Here is a 15,209-nt window from a genome sequence, read left to right as displayed (position 1 = left end):
TTCCGGGCCACGCTGGCTGGCGTTCATTGATCCAACGCAAGCTTCCTCTGGATACGGGCTTGCTAAGCTTGCATGACTGAACAACGGTCGGATGGTTGGATGAAAAGCGAGCAAGTCGAACGCGTCGAACACTTCCTGCGCGAACTGCAAGACCTCATCTGCAAGGCAGTTGAACAGGCAGACGGCCAGGCCCGTTTCATGGAAGATGCATGGACGCGCCCCGCAGGTGGTGGCGGTCGCACGCGCGTGTTACGTGACGGCGCCGTATTCGAACAGGCCGGAGTGAACTTCTCGCTGGTCCATGGGGACAAGCTGCCGCCCAGTGCGACGGCGCATCGGCCGCAATTGTCAGGTGGTAGCTTCATCGCCACCGGCGTGTCGCTAGTCTTGCACCCGCGCAATCCGTATGTGCCCACCACGCACGCCAACGTGCGCTATTTCGAAGCGCAAAAGGAAGGCGTGGAACCGGTGTGGTGGTTCGGCGGCGGTTTCGATCTCACGCCATTCTATCCTTTCGACGAGGACGTGCGGCATTGGCACACGGTGGCGCGCGACTTGTGCGCACCGTTCGGTGCGGACGTCTATCCGCGCTACAAGCAGTGGTGCGATGAGTATTTCTATCTCAAGCACCGCGGCGAAACGCGCGGTGTCGGCGGCCTGTTCTACGATGATCTGAACGACGGTGGTTTCGAGCATTGCCTCGTCTTTACGCAGGCGGTGGGACAGGGCTTTCTGGACGCGTATCTGCCGATCCTCGACCGCCGCAAGGACACGCCTTATGGCGAACGCGAGCGCGAGTTCCAACTCTATCGACGCGGCCGCTATGTGGAGTTCAATCTGGTCTACGACCGCGGCACGCTATTCGGCTTGCAATCCGGTGGCCGCACCGAGTCGATCCTGATGAGCCTGCCGCCGCGCGTGCGCTTTGAATACGCCTATCAGCCGGCGGAAGGCTCCGCCGAAGCGCGGCTTGCGGAGTACCTCAAGCCGCGCGATTGGGTTTGATGATCATTCCAACGGCTGGGCACCGCTGAAGCGCATCGGCGTGGCGCCTTTCACCGGGCCGATCTGCGCGCTGTCGCTCACCTGCAGTACCACTTCGCGATGGAAATCCAGCGTGCCGCGCACGATTGCATGCGGTCCGATCACCACGTGCGGCGGCCGGTTGTTGCCAAAGCCCCAGCCATGCTGTTCGTTGATCACGATGCCGCCGTCCACGCGTGACGCTTCGCCGACATTGATGTCGCCGCTGGTGGTTTCGATGCCGCCGCCGACATGGGCATGATCAAGCCGGATTGCGCCGTTGACGTTGGACACGTTTCCCGTCACGTCCGCACCGCTTTCCAGTGAGATGCTTCCGTTCGTGCTGCTCGTATCGCCGCGTACTTGCGCACCCTGAGCGAGGGTTTCGGCACCGTTGACGGTGTGCAGGCTGCTGGCTTGCGCCCGTGCGCCCAGATGCACTGAGCCGTTCACGGTGCTGGCCTCCGTCACCACGGCGCCATCGCCGACGTTCACCGAGCCGTTGACGCTATGCACGTCCCCGGCATGCTGTCCGGCGTCGACGGAAACCGAACCATTGATCTTGCTGATGTCCTGAGCTGCCGCCGCCAGAGGCAGGAGCAGGGCCGTAGCTAGAGCGAGCGTAACAAGGCGCATAACGGAAATTCCTTCGAGATGAGACAAGCATAGGATGCTTGGGATCGCCGACAGGTTTAGTGTGACTTCCGACATGGGCATGGGTGGGAATTGACGCGGCTGCGCACGGCCTGCACCATTCCAGACTTGCCCCGCTTCATTTGAACAGAACCCATGCACAAGCTCGTCCTGATCCGCCACGGTCAATCCCAATGGAACCTTGAGAACCGCTTCAGCGGATGGGCCGACGTCGACATCACCGAGCAGGGTGCCGCGGAGGCGCGTGAATCGGGTGAGCTGCTGGTACAGGCCGGCTATCACTTCGATGTGGCGCACAGCTCCGTGCTCAAGCGTGCGGTGCGCACGCTGTGGCACGTGCAGGATGCAATGGACTTGATGTGGATTCCGGTGCTCACCGACTGGCGCCTCAATGAGCGCCACTACGGCGGCCTCACTGGCCTCAACAAGGCCGAAACCGCCGCCAAATACGGCGAGGACCAGGTGAAGGTTTGGCGCCGCAGCTACGACATTCCGCCGCCGCCGCTGCCACGCGCGGAGAACCCGGCGCTGAAAGACCCTCGCTACGCCGGGCTCGATGCCAAGCTGATCCCGGACACCGAGTGCCTGAAGGACACCGTGGCCCGCGTGCTGCCGTACTGGGACGAGGTGCTGGCCCCGGCCATTCGCAGCGGCCAGCGCGTGCTGCTGGTGGCGCACGGCAATTCGATCCGCGCGCTGGTGAAGTATCTGGATAACATCTCCGACGAGGACATCGTCGAATTGAACATCCCCAACGGCGTACCGCTGGTGTATGAATTCGACGAGCAACTCAAGCCGCTGCGCCACTATTACCTGGGCGATGCCGACGCGATCGCCGCCAAGATGGCTGCCGTGGCTAATCAGGGCAAAGCCAAGTAAGAGCGTGGCCGGCGAAACGCATGACGGGTGTCAATCGCCTGTCATGAATGGCGCTGCTAATCTGCTCGTGACTTCCTTGCGCGGCAGACCCCATGGCACCACACATCACCATGCCACTGGCCATGATCCCGGTGGTTGCCTTCATTGTCTGGCGGCGCGTACGCATGCAGTTCGGCTCGCAGCCGATCCGTCGCAAGCGGATGATTGCGCGCATCGCGATCTTTGCGGTGATCGGCTGTCTGATCGGCTTTGCCGCAATACATGACGTGCGATTGCTGGGAGGGCTGGCCGGTGGCGTGGTCGCAGGCGCGGCGCTGGGCTTGCTCGGGCTTCGCCTAAGCCGTTTCGAGCTGGATCCGGTGAAGGGCGATTGCTATGTGCCTAATCCCTACATTGGCGCCATCGTCACTGCGTTATTGCTGGTGCGACTGCTATGGCGCTTCGCTATGCTGTCGCCGCAACTGCAGGACCCGACCGGTGCCACGCCGCCCGTCCATGGCCCGAGTATCGGCCAGAGCCCGCTGACCCTGGCCATGCTCGGCCTGTTTGTGGGGTATTACATCTGTTACTACGCCGGGTTGCTGATCCACCACCAGCGTATCGTGCACAGCCGGCCCGACGTCCTCGACCGGGACTGATCAAAGGGCATCGTGGTCCAGTTCGCCGGTGCGGATGCGGACCACCTGCTCCAGGTTGCTGACGAAAATCTTGCCATCGCCGATCTTGCCGGTGCGCGCGGACTGGGTGATGGCCTCCACCACCCGCTCGAGCTGGCCGTCGTCCACCGCCACTTCAACCTTGATCTTGGGTAGGAAATCGACGACATACTCGGCGCCGCGGTAGAGTTCGGTGTGGCCTTTCTGACGGCCGAAGCCCTTTACCTCGGTAACGGTGATCCCTTGCACGCCGACCTCGGCGAGCGCCTCGCGGACATCGTCCAGCTTGAACGGCTTGATGACAGCCACAACCAATTTCATGGAATTTCCTCGGCGGGCGACGGGCCCGGTCACGCGGTGCGGAGCATATACATTCTGCCGCCCCGAAGGCAGCCTGTCCCGTCTTGTAGGAAAATCCCTACAAGTTTTGATGGAGCACACCGATGGCGCCGCTTTCCCCCTTCTCCATAGACTCTCTCCCGACGAGTTCGAGGTGCCTACCATGATGGGCAGGCAGGATATCGATCAAATTACCCTTCGACTTATCTCGTTGGTTCCACCAGGGATGGTAGACGCGCACAAGGATCTGCGCGCCAATTTTCGCGATATCCTGGCGCAGGGACTGCGCCATCTCGAGCTGGTTACCCGTGAGGAATTCGATGTCCAGACCCAGGTATTGGCGCGCACCCGCGCCAGGGTCGAGGAACTCGAAAAGCGCGTGGCGGATTTGGAAGCCGCCGTGTCGCCTCCCGGGACATAGACAGTTCCGGTAGCCGTCCCCGATTCGTCACCATCACCCCAAGGAATCGGGGGCGGCCGTTTTTCTTTCGCCGAGATTCCGTGGAGTCGCTCGATGGATCGATCAACCAGCGACTCCGCACGCATGGCTGGTCGCCGCGTCCCATGAGTCTGGCTGTCACGTTAAGCCGTGCCCAGGAAGGGGTTGCCGCGCCGCAGGTGATGGTGGAAGTGCATCTCTCGGGCGGTCTGCCCAGCACTCATATCGTCGGCCTGCCCGAGGCCGCGGTGCGCGAGGCGCGCGACCGCGTGCGAGTGGCGATCCAGAGCGCCGCCTTTGAATATCCCAACCGCAAGGTGACGGTAAACCTCGCTCCGGCAGAGCTGCCCAAGGATGGAGGCCGCTTCGACCTGGCCATTGCCCTAGGCATTCTGGCGGCCGGCAACCAGGTCCCCCGCGAAAAGCTCGACGACTGCGAATTTCTTGGCGAATTGGCCCTCTCTGGCCACCTACGTCCCGTTTCCGGTGTGCTGCCAGCCTTGCTACGTGCGCGGGCACGCGGACGCCGCGTGGTGGTACCGCGTGCGAATGCGGACGAAGCCGCCCTGATTTCCGAAGTGGACGTGCGTGTCGCCGACACGCTCTCCGACGTGTGCGGCTGGCTGCGCGGAGCCCAGGAGCTGCTGCCGCCTGCCGCCACGCTCACCTTGACTGCCGACAACGACGCCGGCCCGGACCTGATCGACGTACGCGGCCAGCTTCAGGCACGTCGGGCGTTGGAGATTGCCGCGGTCGGCGGTCATCACCTGCTACTGATGGGGCCGCCCGGCACTGGCAAGACCATGCTGGCCGAGCGCCTGCCCGGCATCCTGCCACCCATGAGCGAATCCGAGGCGCTGGAAACCTGCGCCGTGCTGTCGGTGGCCGGCCAGTCGATGGACCCGGCGCACTGGCGCCGTCGCCCGTTCCGCGCGCCGCATCACACGGCCTCGGCGGTGGCGCTGGTCGGCGGTGGTTCCCAGCCCCGACCGGGCGAGATTTCGCTGGCGCACAATGGTGTGCTGTTCCTCGACGAGCTACCGGAATTCAGCCGGCATGTGCTGGAGGTGCTGCGCGAGCCGATGGAATCGGGGCAGATCCTGATCTCGCGTGCCGCACGCCAGCTTCGGTTTCCTGCGCAGTTCCAGCTGGTGGCGGCCATGAACCCGTGTCCCTGTGGTTACGCGGGCGACACGCGCCAGCGCTGCCGCTGCACGCCCGATCAGGTACAGCGCTATCGCTCGCGCATTTCCGGTCCGCTGCTCGATCGTATCGATCTGTGCGTGGAAGTGCCCGCCGTGCCCCTGAGCGAACTGAGCACGCAACGCAGCACGCACGGCGAGGATTCCGTCACCGTGCGCAAGCGCGTGATCCGCGCGCGCCAGCACGCATTGGCGCGTGCCGGTCGACCGAATTCGGAGATCAGCAATCGCGAGCTCGAACGCGACTGCGCCATGGGGCCTGCTGAGCGCAAATGGTTCGACGCGGCGCTTGAGCGGCTTGGACTTTCCGCGCGCGCTTATCATCGAACGCTACGTGTGGCGCGCACGATCGCCGATCTGGATAACGGTGCTGCAGCGCTGGATCGGCATCATCTGGCCGAGGCGTTGCAGTACCGGCGTTTGTCATTGTTGACCGAATAAGCCCAAGCGATCTTCATCGCTTGGGCAATACTTGAGTTTCCCTTGTCGCCGTTCCAGCGAAAGCGCTTCCGCTTCCGCCGGAACGAGAGCCTGCGCCATCTGAGTTAAGTGCGTTGGCCTCTCAGGCCGCCGATGCCCGATGAAACTGGGCTTCTTCCGTCGACCCCTTCAACGCCACCGTCGACGACTTGCCCTGCTGAATCGCCTGCGTCACCGCGTCGAAATAGCCGGTGCCCACTTCGCGCTGATGCTTTACTGCCGTAAATCCAAGTTCTGAAGCGGCGAATTCTTTCTCCTGCAGTTCCACGAACGCGCTCATTTGTCGACGCGCGTAGCCGTGCGCCAGTTCGAACATGCTGTAGTTCAGGCTATGGAAGCCGGCGAGCGTGATGAACTGGAATTTGTAGCCCATCGCGCCGAGTTCGCGCTGGAATTTTGCGATCGTGGCATCGTCGAGGTTACGCCTCCAGTTGAAGCTGGGTGAGCAGTTGTAGGCGAGAAGCTTGCCCGGGAATTTCGCATGGATCGCCTCGGCGAACTGACGCGCCTGCTCGAGATTCGGCTTGCTGGTTTCGCACCACACCAGATCAGCATGCGGTGCGTAGGCCAGGCCGCGACTAATGGCTTGCTCGATACCTGGGTGTACGCGGAAGAACCCTTCCACCGTGCGCTCGCCGGTAATGAACGGCTTGTCGTTGTCGTCGATATCGGACGTGAGCAGATCCGCGGCATCCGCATCGGTGCGCGCAACCAGAATCGTCGGTACGCCAAGCGCGTCGGCGGCAAGCCGCGCGGCATTCAGTTTCTCCACGGCTTCACGCGTGGGCACCAACACCTTGCCGCCCATATGGCCGCATTTCTTCACTGAGGCGAGCTGATCCTCAAAGTGCACGCCCGCAGCGCCCGCTTCGATCATCGCCTTCATCAGCTCGAAAGCATTGAGCACGCCGCCAAACCCGGCTTCTGCATCGGCGACGATCGGCACCATCCAATCGATGTCGTCTTTGCCTTCCGCGTGATGCAACTGATCGGCACGCAGCAACGTGTTGTTGATGCGCTTGACCACCAGCGGCACGGAATTGGCCGGATACAACGATTGATCCGGGTACATCTCGCCAGCCACGTTGGCATCGGCGGCAACCTGCCAGCCGCTCAGGTAGATCGCTTGCAAGCCGGCTTTCACCTGCTGCATGGCCTGATTGCCGGTGAGCGCGCCCAGTGCGTTGACAAACGGTTCCTTGTATAGCGATTTCCACAGGCGTTCCGCTCCGCGCCGTGCGAGCGAATGTTCGACCGCCACCGTGCCGCGCAAGCGCACGACGTCTTCGGCGGTGTACGTACGCTGGATGCCCTCCCAACGCGGGTTGTTTTTCCAGTCCAGCGTGATCTGTTCGGCGGTCGGTCTGTGGGTTTTCATGACATATGCTCCGTAAGCTTTGATGGCGCGCGATCAGGCGAGCTGTTCGTAAGCGGGAAGGGTGAGGAAGTTGCCGAGTTCGTCGGCGTGCGTCAGTTCGGAAAGCAGTCGTGCTGCATCGATGGCGCGCCGTGCGCCAGGCAGCGTGCTTTCCTGCAGGCGATGCGTGTGGGTGGCGAGTGCGTGATCGAACAGTGCGAAATCGATCGGCGCGTGATCGGCAAAATCCAAATCACCGTGATGCAACCATTGCCACAGCTGCGCGCGCGCGATCTCGGCGGTGGCCGCATCCTCCATCAGGTTGTGGATCGGCACGCAGCCCAGCCCTTCCAGCCACGCGGCGGTGTAGCGCAGCGCTACTTCCACGTTGTTATCGAAGCCAGCACGCGTGATGGTGCCGCAGCAGGGCGCGATCAGCGTGTCGCGATCTGCGTGCACGTCATCGCGTTTGACATGCAGTTGATTGGGTGTCGACATGTGGCGATCGAAAATCTCCATCGCCACGGGCACCAGCGCGGGATGCGCCACCCAGGTGCCGTCATGTCCGGCTTGCACTTCGCGCAATTTGTCGGCGCGCACTTTCGCCATGGCTTGGTCGTTCGCCTCGTCGTCGTTCTTGATAGGAATCTGCGCAGCCATGCCGCCCATGGCGAAGGCGCCGCGGCGATGGCAGGTTTGAATCAACAGCTCCGAATACGCCTTGAGGAACGGGACGGTCATGACGACCTGGCCGCGGTCGGGCAGCAGGCGGTCGCGATGGCCGCGGAAGGTCTTCAGATAGGAGAAGATGTAATCCCAGCGCCCGCAGTTGAGGCCTACCGCACGTTCGCGCAGGGCATGCAGAATCTCGTGCATCTGGAACACCGCCGGCAGCGTCTCGATCAGTACGGTGGCTTTCATCGTGCCGTAGGGGAGATCGAGTTCGTCTTCGGCCAGCGCCATCACTTCGTTCCACAACGCGGCTTCTTCCATCGCTTCCAGTTTGGGCAGATAGAAGTACGGACCGCGATCGCTGGCATGCAATGCGCCGGCGTTGTGGAAAGCGAACAAACCGAAGTCGACCAACGCGCCGGCGATGGTTTCGCCATCCACAGTGATGTGCCGCTCCGGCAGGTGCCAGCCACGCGGGCGAATAACCAACACGGCGGGGTTGGCGCCGACGCGGTAGTCCTTGCCCTCGGGTGAGCGATACGCCAGTCGGCCATTCACTGCGTCGCGCAGATTGATCTGGCCATCGAGCTGGTTGGCGAAGCTTGGCGCGGAGGAGTCCTCGAAGTCCGCCATGAACACTTTCGCGCCGGAATTGAGCGCGTTAATGATCATCTTGCGCTCGATCGGCCCGGTGATCTCCACCCGGCGATCCTGCAGGGCGGCCGGAATGGGCGCCACGGTCCACTCGCCTTCGCGGATATCACGCGTATCGGGTCGAAAATCCGGCAGCACGCCCGCGTCATAGCGAGCCTGTCGCTGACGCCGTGCCTGTAGCAACTCCTGACGGCGCGGCTCGGCGAACCGATGCAGACGCGCCAGAAAAGCCAGCGCTTCAGGGGTGAGGATGTCCGCGTAGCCGGCGGTATGGGCATGAACCTGGACGGGCCGGCTGACGAGTTTTTCGCTGGGTACTGCCATGGTTTGCTTCTCCACCTTCGTTGATGGGTGGAAAGCTAGGCCAGCTAATATCTGTTTGACAAAGCAAATATTTCAATTTTTGATATTCAATTCATTAATACATGCGCTAAGGTATTGAAGCGGCTGTCATCCAAGAGCCAGCTGGAGGCTGAACATGACGAAAAAGCTACCGGCACCCACCCTTAAGCGAGCTTCCAGAAAGCATGCCTCAGCCCAGCCGGCGGACACCGGCCGCTATTACTACAAAGGCAATCGGCTCAAGCAGATGCGGGCCTTCGTGACCACGGTAAAGCTCGGCACGCTCAGTCGTGCGGCCGAAGCGCTGTATCTGTCGCAGCCCTCAGTGAGCCTGCAGCTGCAGGCGCTGGAACGTGAGCTGGGCATGGAACTGCTACACCGCAGTCGCCGGCGCATCAATCTCACCGATGCTGGCGAAGCGCTGTACGAACTGGCACGCCCGCTGGTGGAAGGCTGGGAAAACCTGGATCGCCAGTTTCAGGCCAAGGTGAAGGGTTTGCAGGCAGGCAAGCTGACCGTGGCGGCTGGCAGTTCCACCATCCAATATCTGCTGCCCGGATTGGTTCGCCAATACCGCGAGCGCTTTCCCGACGTGCAATTGCAGCTGGCCAACGTCACCGGCAAGGACGGCATGGCACTCCTACGCGCGGACGAGGCGGATTTCGCCGTGGGTTCCATGCTGGATGTGCCCAACGACATCGCCTGGGCGCCGGTCTACCACTACGACCCCATGCTGATCACGCCCCTCGATCACCCGCTGGCCCAAAAGGAAAGCGTGCTATTGGACGATCTATCGCCCTACGGCCTGATTCTCCCGCCGCAGCGCCTGTCCACGTACCGGCTGGTGGATCTGGTATTCCAGCAGCGACAGGTGCCTTACCACGTGGCGATCGAAGTGGGCGGCTGGGAAGTGATCAAGGAATACGTGGCCATGGGCTTAGGAATATCCATCGTCACCGGCATCTGCATCACCGATGCGGACCGCCAGCGCCTGGCCGTGCGCAACATGCGCCAGTACTTTCCGCAGCGCAGCTATGGCGTGGTGATGCGCAAGGGGAAGTTTCTCAGCAAGGAGGCGCAGGCGTTTATCGATCTGATTCGGCCAGGGCTGCTGACGCATCGCGATTACGATGAGTCGGGGCATTCCGAGCGCTGACCATTCACGGTCTGAACGTTTGGCACGTGGAGCCGATCAGAAGCCACAATAAGCTTCACTCGCATCCAGTCAGCCAATACATCGACCCAAGGACATCCGTCATGAATCTTCGCAAGCTCGGCTTCGCAATCACGATGACGTGTTCATTGAGTCCTTGCTACGCCGCTGATCAAGCTGCCCAGGTCATGGAGCCAGTCCATCATTTCTTTGATGCGCTTGGCCGGCAGGACAAGAGCGGAATGCTGGCCGTGGTGGCTCCCAATGTCGAAATCACGAGCGTGCAACAAGGCGAGCTGCGCCGCAGAAATATGGACAGCCTGGCAGAGGCCATCGCTGCGCATCGAGGCGGCGCCATCGCCGAGCACATCCATGATCCCCTTGTGCACATCGACAATGACCTTGCCGTGGTGTGGGCGCCCTACAAATTTACGCTGGACGGTCACGTGAATCATTGCGGCACGGATGTCCTCACTCTTGCCAGGATCGATGGGCGCTGGATCATTATCGGCCTGTCCGACAGCGAGAGAAAAGAAAATTGCCAGTAACGGCGATGTTCTTCGTGTAAACGTTTTTTGCCGTGGGCATGCGCCCGGTTGCGATGCAACCTAGGTCAACTGCGCTGCTGCAGCGCGAGCTTCACGCCAAACGCCAGCAGCACCGTTCCGCATAGCCGGTCCATCCACTGCCCAAGCTGCGGCCGCGCCGTAAGCAGCCGGTGAATGCGTCCACCCATCAAGGCCAGCACAGTCGACCACGTTAGGCCGGTGCCGATAAAGCTCACACCCAACAGCATCAAACCAAGTTGCGGATGCGCAGCGTGCATGGAAACGAACTGCGGCAGGAACGCGAGAAAGAACAGCGCCACCTTCGGGTTAAGCACGTTGGTAAGCATGCCCTGTCGGAATGCTGCGTTGAATCCATTTCCTCGCGTTTCTGTCGGCTGACGCGTGCTGGCGCGCGACAGCAGCATGCGCAAGCCGATCCACACCAGATACGCCGCACCCAGGTACTTCAGTACGCTGAAGGCAAGCGCCGAAGTCATCAGAATGGCTGAAATACCCAGCACCGCGGCCAGCGTATGCACGATGCAGCCGGCGTTGATGCCCAGTGCCGCCGCCATGCCCACCGCGTGTCCTTCGCGCCCGCTGCGCGTGAGGATGTAGAAGGTATCGAGGCCAGGCGTAAGGTTGAGCGCGATGCTGGCGAGCAGAAAGGCTTCGTAGTGCTGAATGCCGAGTGTGCCCATGTTTTCCCCTGTCTATGCTTCGGTGTTGCGATGCTTGCCGCGATACGGACGAAACAGCGCGCGAATCGTGGCCATATCCGCGTCGGGATCGTCGCTGGCGTGGATCACTGGGCCCAGCGTGAAGCTCTTGCTGGGATAGTCGATGAAAATCGGCTGGATCGGTATGTTCGCTTCGCGCGCGATGCGCAGAAAGCCGGATTTCCAATGCGTGACGTGCTTGCGCGTGCCCTCGGGCGTAATGCCCAGCCACATGCGCTCCTGTTCGTTGAAGCGCTTCACCATTTGGCCGACCACGTTCAGAGCCGCCTTGCGGTTGATCGGAATCATGCCGATCGGGCGCAGGATCACACCCAGCGGCCCCTCCAGCACTTCGCGCTTGATCATGATGTTGATGTTGATGCCAAGTGCAATCTTCATCATCAGGCCCCACACGCCGTCCCAATAGGACGAGTGCGGCGCGCCGATCAGGATCACCTTGGGCTCGTCGGGCAGTTGCCCAAGCAGGCGCCAACCGGAAAGACGCAGCAGGCTGCGCATCAGCCACGGCCAGAAGCGGCTGTCGAGCAGGGGGGCTTGCGGCGGCACCGCCGGCAACGTGGCATCGCTCACTCAGGGCTCCAGGAACGCGATCGATTCTGTTTGATCTTCGCCCGCTGCTGCTTGCCTTCCAGGCGGCGCAACTGCGAGCCGCGGGAAGGCGTGGTGGCGATGCGCTGCTTGGGCGCGACCAACGCGCTGCGCAGGATTTCCACCAGTCGTTCGCGCGCATCCTCGCGGTTGCGACCCTGGTCGCGGAAGCGGCGCGCCTGGATCACCAGCACGCCTTCACTGGTCATGCGCCGGTCGCGGCGCGCAAGCATGCGCGCACGTACTTCCTCCGGCAAGGAAGGCGAGTTCATCACATCGAAGCGCAGTTCCACCGCGCTTTCGGTGCGATTGACGTGCTGGCCGCCGGGACCGTCGGCGCGCAGAAAGCGCACGACCAGCTCGGATTCCGGCAGGCTGATGGATCGGCTTACGGGCAACATGCCCTAAGTTTAGCCGGTCGGCATGACGCTTAGAGTCTGGTCAATGTTTCCGCGTCCGGCAGCGACCAACCGAAACGCCCCAACAGCGACTCAAACGCCTTATCGAGCGGCGCCTCCAGCACCATCGGCCGGCCATCGAGCGGGTGCCGGAAGCTCAATCGCCAAGCGTGCAGCAACATACGATGGCAGCCGAAATACTGCTTATAGAGACGGTTGTGATCACTGCGACCATGCTGGCAATCGCCAATCACCGGGTGATGGAGGTGCGCCATGTGCTTGCGGATTTGCCGGAAGCGGCCGGTTTGCGGTTCGATCAGCACCAGCGCATACCGCTGCTGCGGATAGCGGCCCAGCGCGATCGGTACCTCCACCGTTGCCAGCCGACGATACGCCGTGCGCGCTTCGCGTCGCGGACCGGTCTCGCGCGAGCCGGGCAGCGAGTAATCGACCAAGCCCTCGCCCGGCTCCGGCCAGCCGCGCACTACCGTGAGGTATTGCTTGTGCACGTCGCGGCTCATGAACTGCTCACCAAGCGCGGCGGCGATTTCAGCGGAACGCGCGATCAGCAGCACCCCGCTGGTCGCGCGGTCGAGACGATGCGCCAGATACAGCGTGCCGCCGACCTGCTCGCGCAACACGTCGACCAGGAATGTATCGGCATTGCTCACCATTTTCGAGCGATGCACGGCGAGGCCGGCGGGTTTGTTCACCGCGATCAGGGCGTCGTCTTGGTACAGGATCTCGAGCATCGGGGTGCGGTACTACCGACGCATCCATCCATTCACAAACGAAAGCAGCCCGCCCGCGCCCATGCCCAGCGGCAGCCACGGATTTTGATGGTGTCCGAACGTCCACATCACCGTGGCGCAAATAAGCAGCGTCGTACCCAGCAGTGCGCTGCCGGCCACCTCCAACATGCGCCGCACCAGGCGACGCTGATGCAAGAGATGGTCTGCATCATGAAGCAGCTTTTGTTCGCCGGCAGCAATCTGGCGCATGGCGTCGCGCACCAGGTCCGGCCATTGCGGTGCGTTATGGAACCACTCTGGAATGCGCTTGCGGACTTCGCGCAGCGTGCGCAAAGGGCTGTAGCGCTCGCGCAGGATGCGCTTGAGCACCGGATGCGCCACCGCCCAGATGTCGATATCCGGATCGAGCATCCGGCCCACGCCTTCGATATTGAGCAAAGTCTTCTGCAGCAAAATCAATTGCGGCTGCAAGGTGAGTTCAAACCGGCGCGCGGTCTGGAACAGCTTCACCACCAGTTCGGCCAGCGAAATCTGTGACAGCGGACGTGTGAAATACGGCTCGCACACCGTGCGCACGGCCGCTTCCAGTTCGTCCAGCCGTACGCTGGACGGCATCCAGCCCGCATCCACGTGCAGTTTGGCGATGCGTGCATAGTCGCGTTCGAACAGCGCGATGAAGTTCTGCGCCAGCCAGTACTGGTCGGCTTCGGGCAGCGAACCCATGATGCCGAAATCCAGCGCGATGAAGCGCGGTTCTTGCGCGCGCGTCGGGTCCACCCAGATGTTGCCGGGGTGCGCGTCGGCGTGGAAGAAGTTGTCGCGAAACACTTGCTCGTAAAACAGGCGCACGCCCTTGGCGGCGAGCTGCTTGCGATCGATGCCGGCCGCGTCGATGGCGATGATGTCGTCGCAGGACATACCGGTGACGCGCTCCAGCGTCAGCACACCTGCGGTGGTGAGCTCCCAATGCACCTCAGGCACGTAGAGATCCACGCCGCTGATGAAGTTGCGGCGCAGCAGGCTGGCATTCGCGCCTTCGCGCTGCAGATCCAGCTCATTTTCCAGCATCTTCTCGACTTCGCCGACCACATCGAGCGGGCGAATCTTGTCCGCGTTCGGGTGCCAGCGCTGCGCCATCGCGCCGAGCGAATGCAACAGACTCACATCGCGCGCGATGCGCTCGTTGATACGCGGGCGCAGCACTTTCACCACCACGGCGCGGCCGTCGTGCAAGGTGGCGCCATGCACCTGCGAGATCGAGGCGGAAGCCAGCGGCACCGGATCGAAACTAGCGTAGAGCTTGTCGATCGGCAGCTTCAGTTCGCGCTCGATGATGGTGCGCGCTTGATCGCCGGGGAACGGCGGCACCTGGTCCTGCAGCAGTGCCAGCTCGTCGGCGATGTCGGCAGGCACCAGGTCGCGCCGCGTCGACAGGATCTGCCCCGCCTTGACGAAGATCGGCCCCAACTCGTTCAGCGCCAGGCGAATGCGTGCGCCGCGTGAGAGCGGGCGCACGTCCACCACTGGCCGTCCCAGCAGGGGACGCACGAACTTGAGCGGTCGGAACAGATGCGTGGCGTCCACCAACTCATCGAGCCGGTAACGCAATAGCACAATGGCGACGCGCAGCAGGCCGGGGACTACCTTCAGCGGCGTCACGTGCGCGCTCCCCGTTGCAGGCGTTCGAGCCGCGCCAGGCGTGCTTCCAGCCGCTCGGTGCGTTCGCGCAATGTGTCGACATTGTCGAGAAAACCTTCCATTTCGCCCGGCGCCACAGCGATATGTGTTTCATCGCGCAACCATGCCGCACCATCTTGCGTGAGATGCGAGGCGGTTTCGCGCGCATGCGTCAGCCCTTCGCGCACCGCTTTGGCCAGCGGCACGCCGAGCACGTCGCCGAAAGTGCGGGCGAAGGCTTCCTCGAAATCCGGTGCGAAACCGCTGGCGAGTTTTTCGAGCCGCCTTGCCAGTTCCGCATCACCAGCAATCTCCACCTTGCCCGGCGCGAGGCTTTCGTTGTGGCGGCGAAACAGCATCGACAGCAGGCTGCCGGGCGTGGCCGCCACGCGCAGGTCGCTGCGTTCCGGTGCTGGCCCCACCTTCAGGCGACTGTCTTCGACGGTAACGGCCAGGGCCACATCCACGCCCTGCAGATGCAACTGCACGCTGCGCCCGTCGAGCGCGGCGAGCTTGGCCTGGGTGTCGAGATCAAGCGAAAGCGCGTGATTGAGCGCGGTTTCCAGCGCGCGGCCGGCCAGCTTGCGCAGCGGCCGGGGAAGCAGGTTCGGGGCAGGGGTGGCAGTCATGCCCGGAATTGTAGCCGTCTGCGGCGG

The 15,209-nt window shown here is 62.6% G+C and carries 17 protein-coding genes; 7 read left to right on the top strand and 10 right to left on the bottom strand.

Translation table 11 applies throughout. The features are described from left to right. The first annotated feature begins 99 nt into the window (after nucleotides 1–99). Entirely contained in the window at nucleotides 100–1,005 is a 906-nt protein-coding gene (gene hemF, locus ISP18_RS16655; RefSeq protein ID WP_380014524.1) for an oxygen-dependent coproporphyrinogen oxidase, read from the top strand. A 3-nt stretch (nucleotides 1,006–1,008) separates the two neighbouring features. On the opposite strand, the gene ISP18_RS16650 is transcribed toward hemF, so the two are convergent. Further along, complete coding sequence (locus ISP18_RS16650) at nucleotides 1,009–1,659, bottom strand: DUF4097 family beta strand repeat-containing protein (protein WP_380014521.1); 651 nt, start codon at nucleotides 1,657–1,659, stop codon at nucleotides 1,009–1,011. A gap of 153 nt (nucleotides 1,660–1,812) precedes the next feature. Here ISP18_RS16650 and gpmA point away from each other — a divergent pair, with 153 nt between their 5' ends. Both gpmA and ISP18_RS16640 read left to right on the top strand, forming a co-directional pair. Further along, nucleotides 1,813–2,556 carry a 2,3-diphosphoglycerate-dependent phosphoglycerate mutase gene (gene gpmA / locus ISP18_RS16645; protein WP_380014518.1) on the top strand — a complete coding sequence of 248 codons (744 nt, stop codon included), beginning with the start codon at nucleotides 1,813–1,815 and terminating at the stop codon, nucleotides 2,554–2,556. 92 nt (nucleotides 2,557–2,648) lie between these two features. Further along, nucleotides 2,649–3,194, top strand: a complete 546-nt coding sequence (locus ISP18_RS16640; RefSeq protein WP_380014515.1) for a DUF1453 domain-containing protein — start codon at nucleotides 2,649–2,651, stop codon at nucleotides 3,192–3,194. On the opposite strand, the gene glnK is transcribed toward ISP18_RS16640, so the two are convergent. After that, a complete protein-coding gene (gene glnK, locus ISP18_RS16635; RefSeq protein WP_380014512.1) occupies nucleotides 3,195–3,533 on the bottom strand; it encodes a P-II family nitrogen regulator in 339 nt (112 codons plus the stop codon). It lies immediately after the preceding gene. A gap of 109 nt (nucleotides 3,534–3,642) precedes the next feature. On the opposite strand from glnK, the gene ISP18_RS16630 reads away from it, so the two are divergent. Together ISP18_RS16630 and ISP18_RS16625 are read left to right on the top strand one after the other, a co-directional pair. Next, nucleotides 3,643–3,972, top strand: coding sequence for an accessory factor UbiK family protein (locus ISP18_RS16630; protein ID WP_380014509.1), 330 nt, complete (start codon nucleotides 3,643–3,645; stop codon nucleotides 3,970–3,972). A 143-nt stretch (nucleotides 3,973–4,115) separates the two neighbouring features. Next, the gene (locus tag ISP18_RS16625) at nucleotides 4,116–5,633 is read left to right on the top strand and encodes a YifB family Mg chelatase-like AAA ATPase (protein ID WP_380015877.1); all 1,518 of its coding nucleotides are present in this window, start codon (nucleotides 4,116–4,118) and stop codon (nucleotides 5,631–5,633) included. Between the two features lie 121 nt (nucleotides 5,634–5,754). Here the strand turns inward: ISP18_RS16625 and aceA are convergent, their stop codons facing one another. Together aceA and aceB are read right to left on the bottom strand one after the other, a co-directional pair. Continuing rightward, complete coding sequence (gene aceA / locus ISP18_RS16620) at nucleotides 5,755–7,050, bottom strand: isocitrate lyase (protein WP_380014506.1); 1,296 nt, start codon at nucleotides 7,048–7,050, stop codon at nucleotides 5,755–5,757. A gap of 33 nt (nucleotides 7,051–7,083) precedes the next feature. After that, the gene (aceB, locus tag ISP18_RS16615; RefSeq protein ID WP_380014503.1) at nucleotides 7,084–8,679 is read right to left on the bottom strand and encodes a malate synthase A; all 1,596 of its coding nucleotides are present in this window, start codon (nucleotides 8,677–8,679) and stop codon (nucleotides 7,084–7,086) included. A gap of 265 nt (nucleotides 8,680–8,944) precedes the next feature. On the opposite strand from aceB, the gene ISP18_RS16610 reads away from it, so the two are divergent. Then, nucleotides 8,945–9,853: a LysR family transcriptional regulator gene (locus tag ISP18_RS16610; protein ID WP_380015875.1), complete on the top strand. Its 909-nt coding sequence runs from the start codon at nucleotides 8,945–8,947 to the stop codon at nucleotides 9,851–9,853. Nucleotides 9,854–9,954: 101 nt separating this feature from the next. Next, a complete protein-coding gene (locus ISP18_RS16605; protein ID WP_380014500.1) occupies nucleotides 9,955–10,398 on the top strand; it encodes a nuclear transport factor 2 family protein in 444 nt (147 codons plus the stop codon). A 65-nt stretch (nucleotides 10,399–10,463) separates the two neighbouring features. Here the strand turns inward: ISP18_RS16605 and ISP18_RS16600 are convergent, their stop codons facing one another. The 6 genes from ISP18_RS16600 to ISP18_RS16575 are packed head-to-tail and all read right to left on the bottom strand — an operon-like array spanning nucleotide 10,464 to nucleotide 15,182. After that, nucleotides 10,464–11,099, bottom strand: a complete 636-nt coding sequence (locus tag ISP18_RS16600; protein ID WP_380014497.1) for a LysE family translocator — start codon at nucleotides 11,097–11,099, stop codon at nucleotides 10,464–10,466. A 12-nt stretch (nucleotides 11,100–11,111) separates the two neighbouring features. Further along, nucleotides 11,112–11,708, bottom strand: coding sequence for a 1-acyl-sn-glycerol-3-phosphate acyltransferase (locus ISP18_RS16595; RefSeq protein WP_380014494.1), 597 nt, complete (start codon nucleotides 11,706–11,708; stop codon nucleotides 11,112–11,114). Beyond that, nucleotides 11,705–12,127, bottom strand: coding sequence for an alternative ribosome rescue aminoacyl-tRNA hydrolase ArfB (gene arfB / locus ISP18_RS16590; protein ID WP_380014491.1), 423 nt, complete (start codon nucleotides 12,125–12,127; stop codon nucleotides 11,705–11,707). The genes ISP18_RS16595 and arfB overlap by 4 nt, the downstream gene beginning before the upstream one ends. 29 nt (nucleotides 12,128–12,156) lie before the next feature. Further along, entirely contained in the window at nucleotides 12,157–12,876 is a 720-nt protein-coding gene (locus ISP18_RS16585; protein WP_380014488.1) for a pseudouridine synthase, read from the bottom strand. A 12-nt stretch (nucleotides 12,877–12,888) separates the two neighbouring features. Continuing rightward, entirely contained in the window at nucleotides 12,889–14,526 is a 1,638-nt protein-coding gene (gene ubiB / locus ISP18_RS16580; protein WP_380015873.1) for a ubiquinone biosynthesis regulatory protein kinase UbiB, read from the bottom strand. Nucleotides 14,527–14,531: 5 nt separating this feature from the next. Next, nucleotides 14,532–15,182: a ubiquinone biosynthesis accessory factor UbiJ gene (locus ISP18_RS16575; protein WP_380014485.1), complete on the bottom strand. Its 651-nt coding sequence runs from the start codon at nucleotides 15,180–15,182 to the stop codon at nucleotides 14,532–14,534. Nucleotides 15,183–15,209: the final 27 nt, after the last annotated feature.

It is taken from the genome of Dyella humi, assembly GCF_044904605.1.
GTDB lineage: Bacteria > Pseudomonadota > Gammaproteobacteria > Xanthomonadales > Rhodanobacteraceae > Dyella_B > Dyella_B humi.
This window is presented reverse-complemented; position numbering and strand designations above follow the sequence as displayed.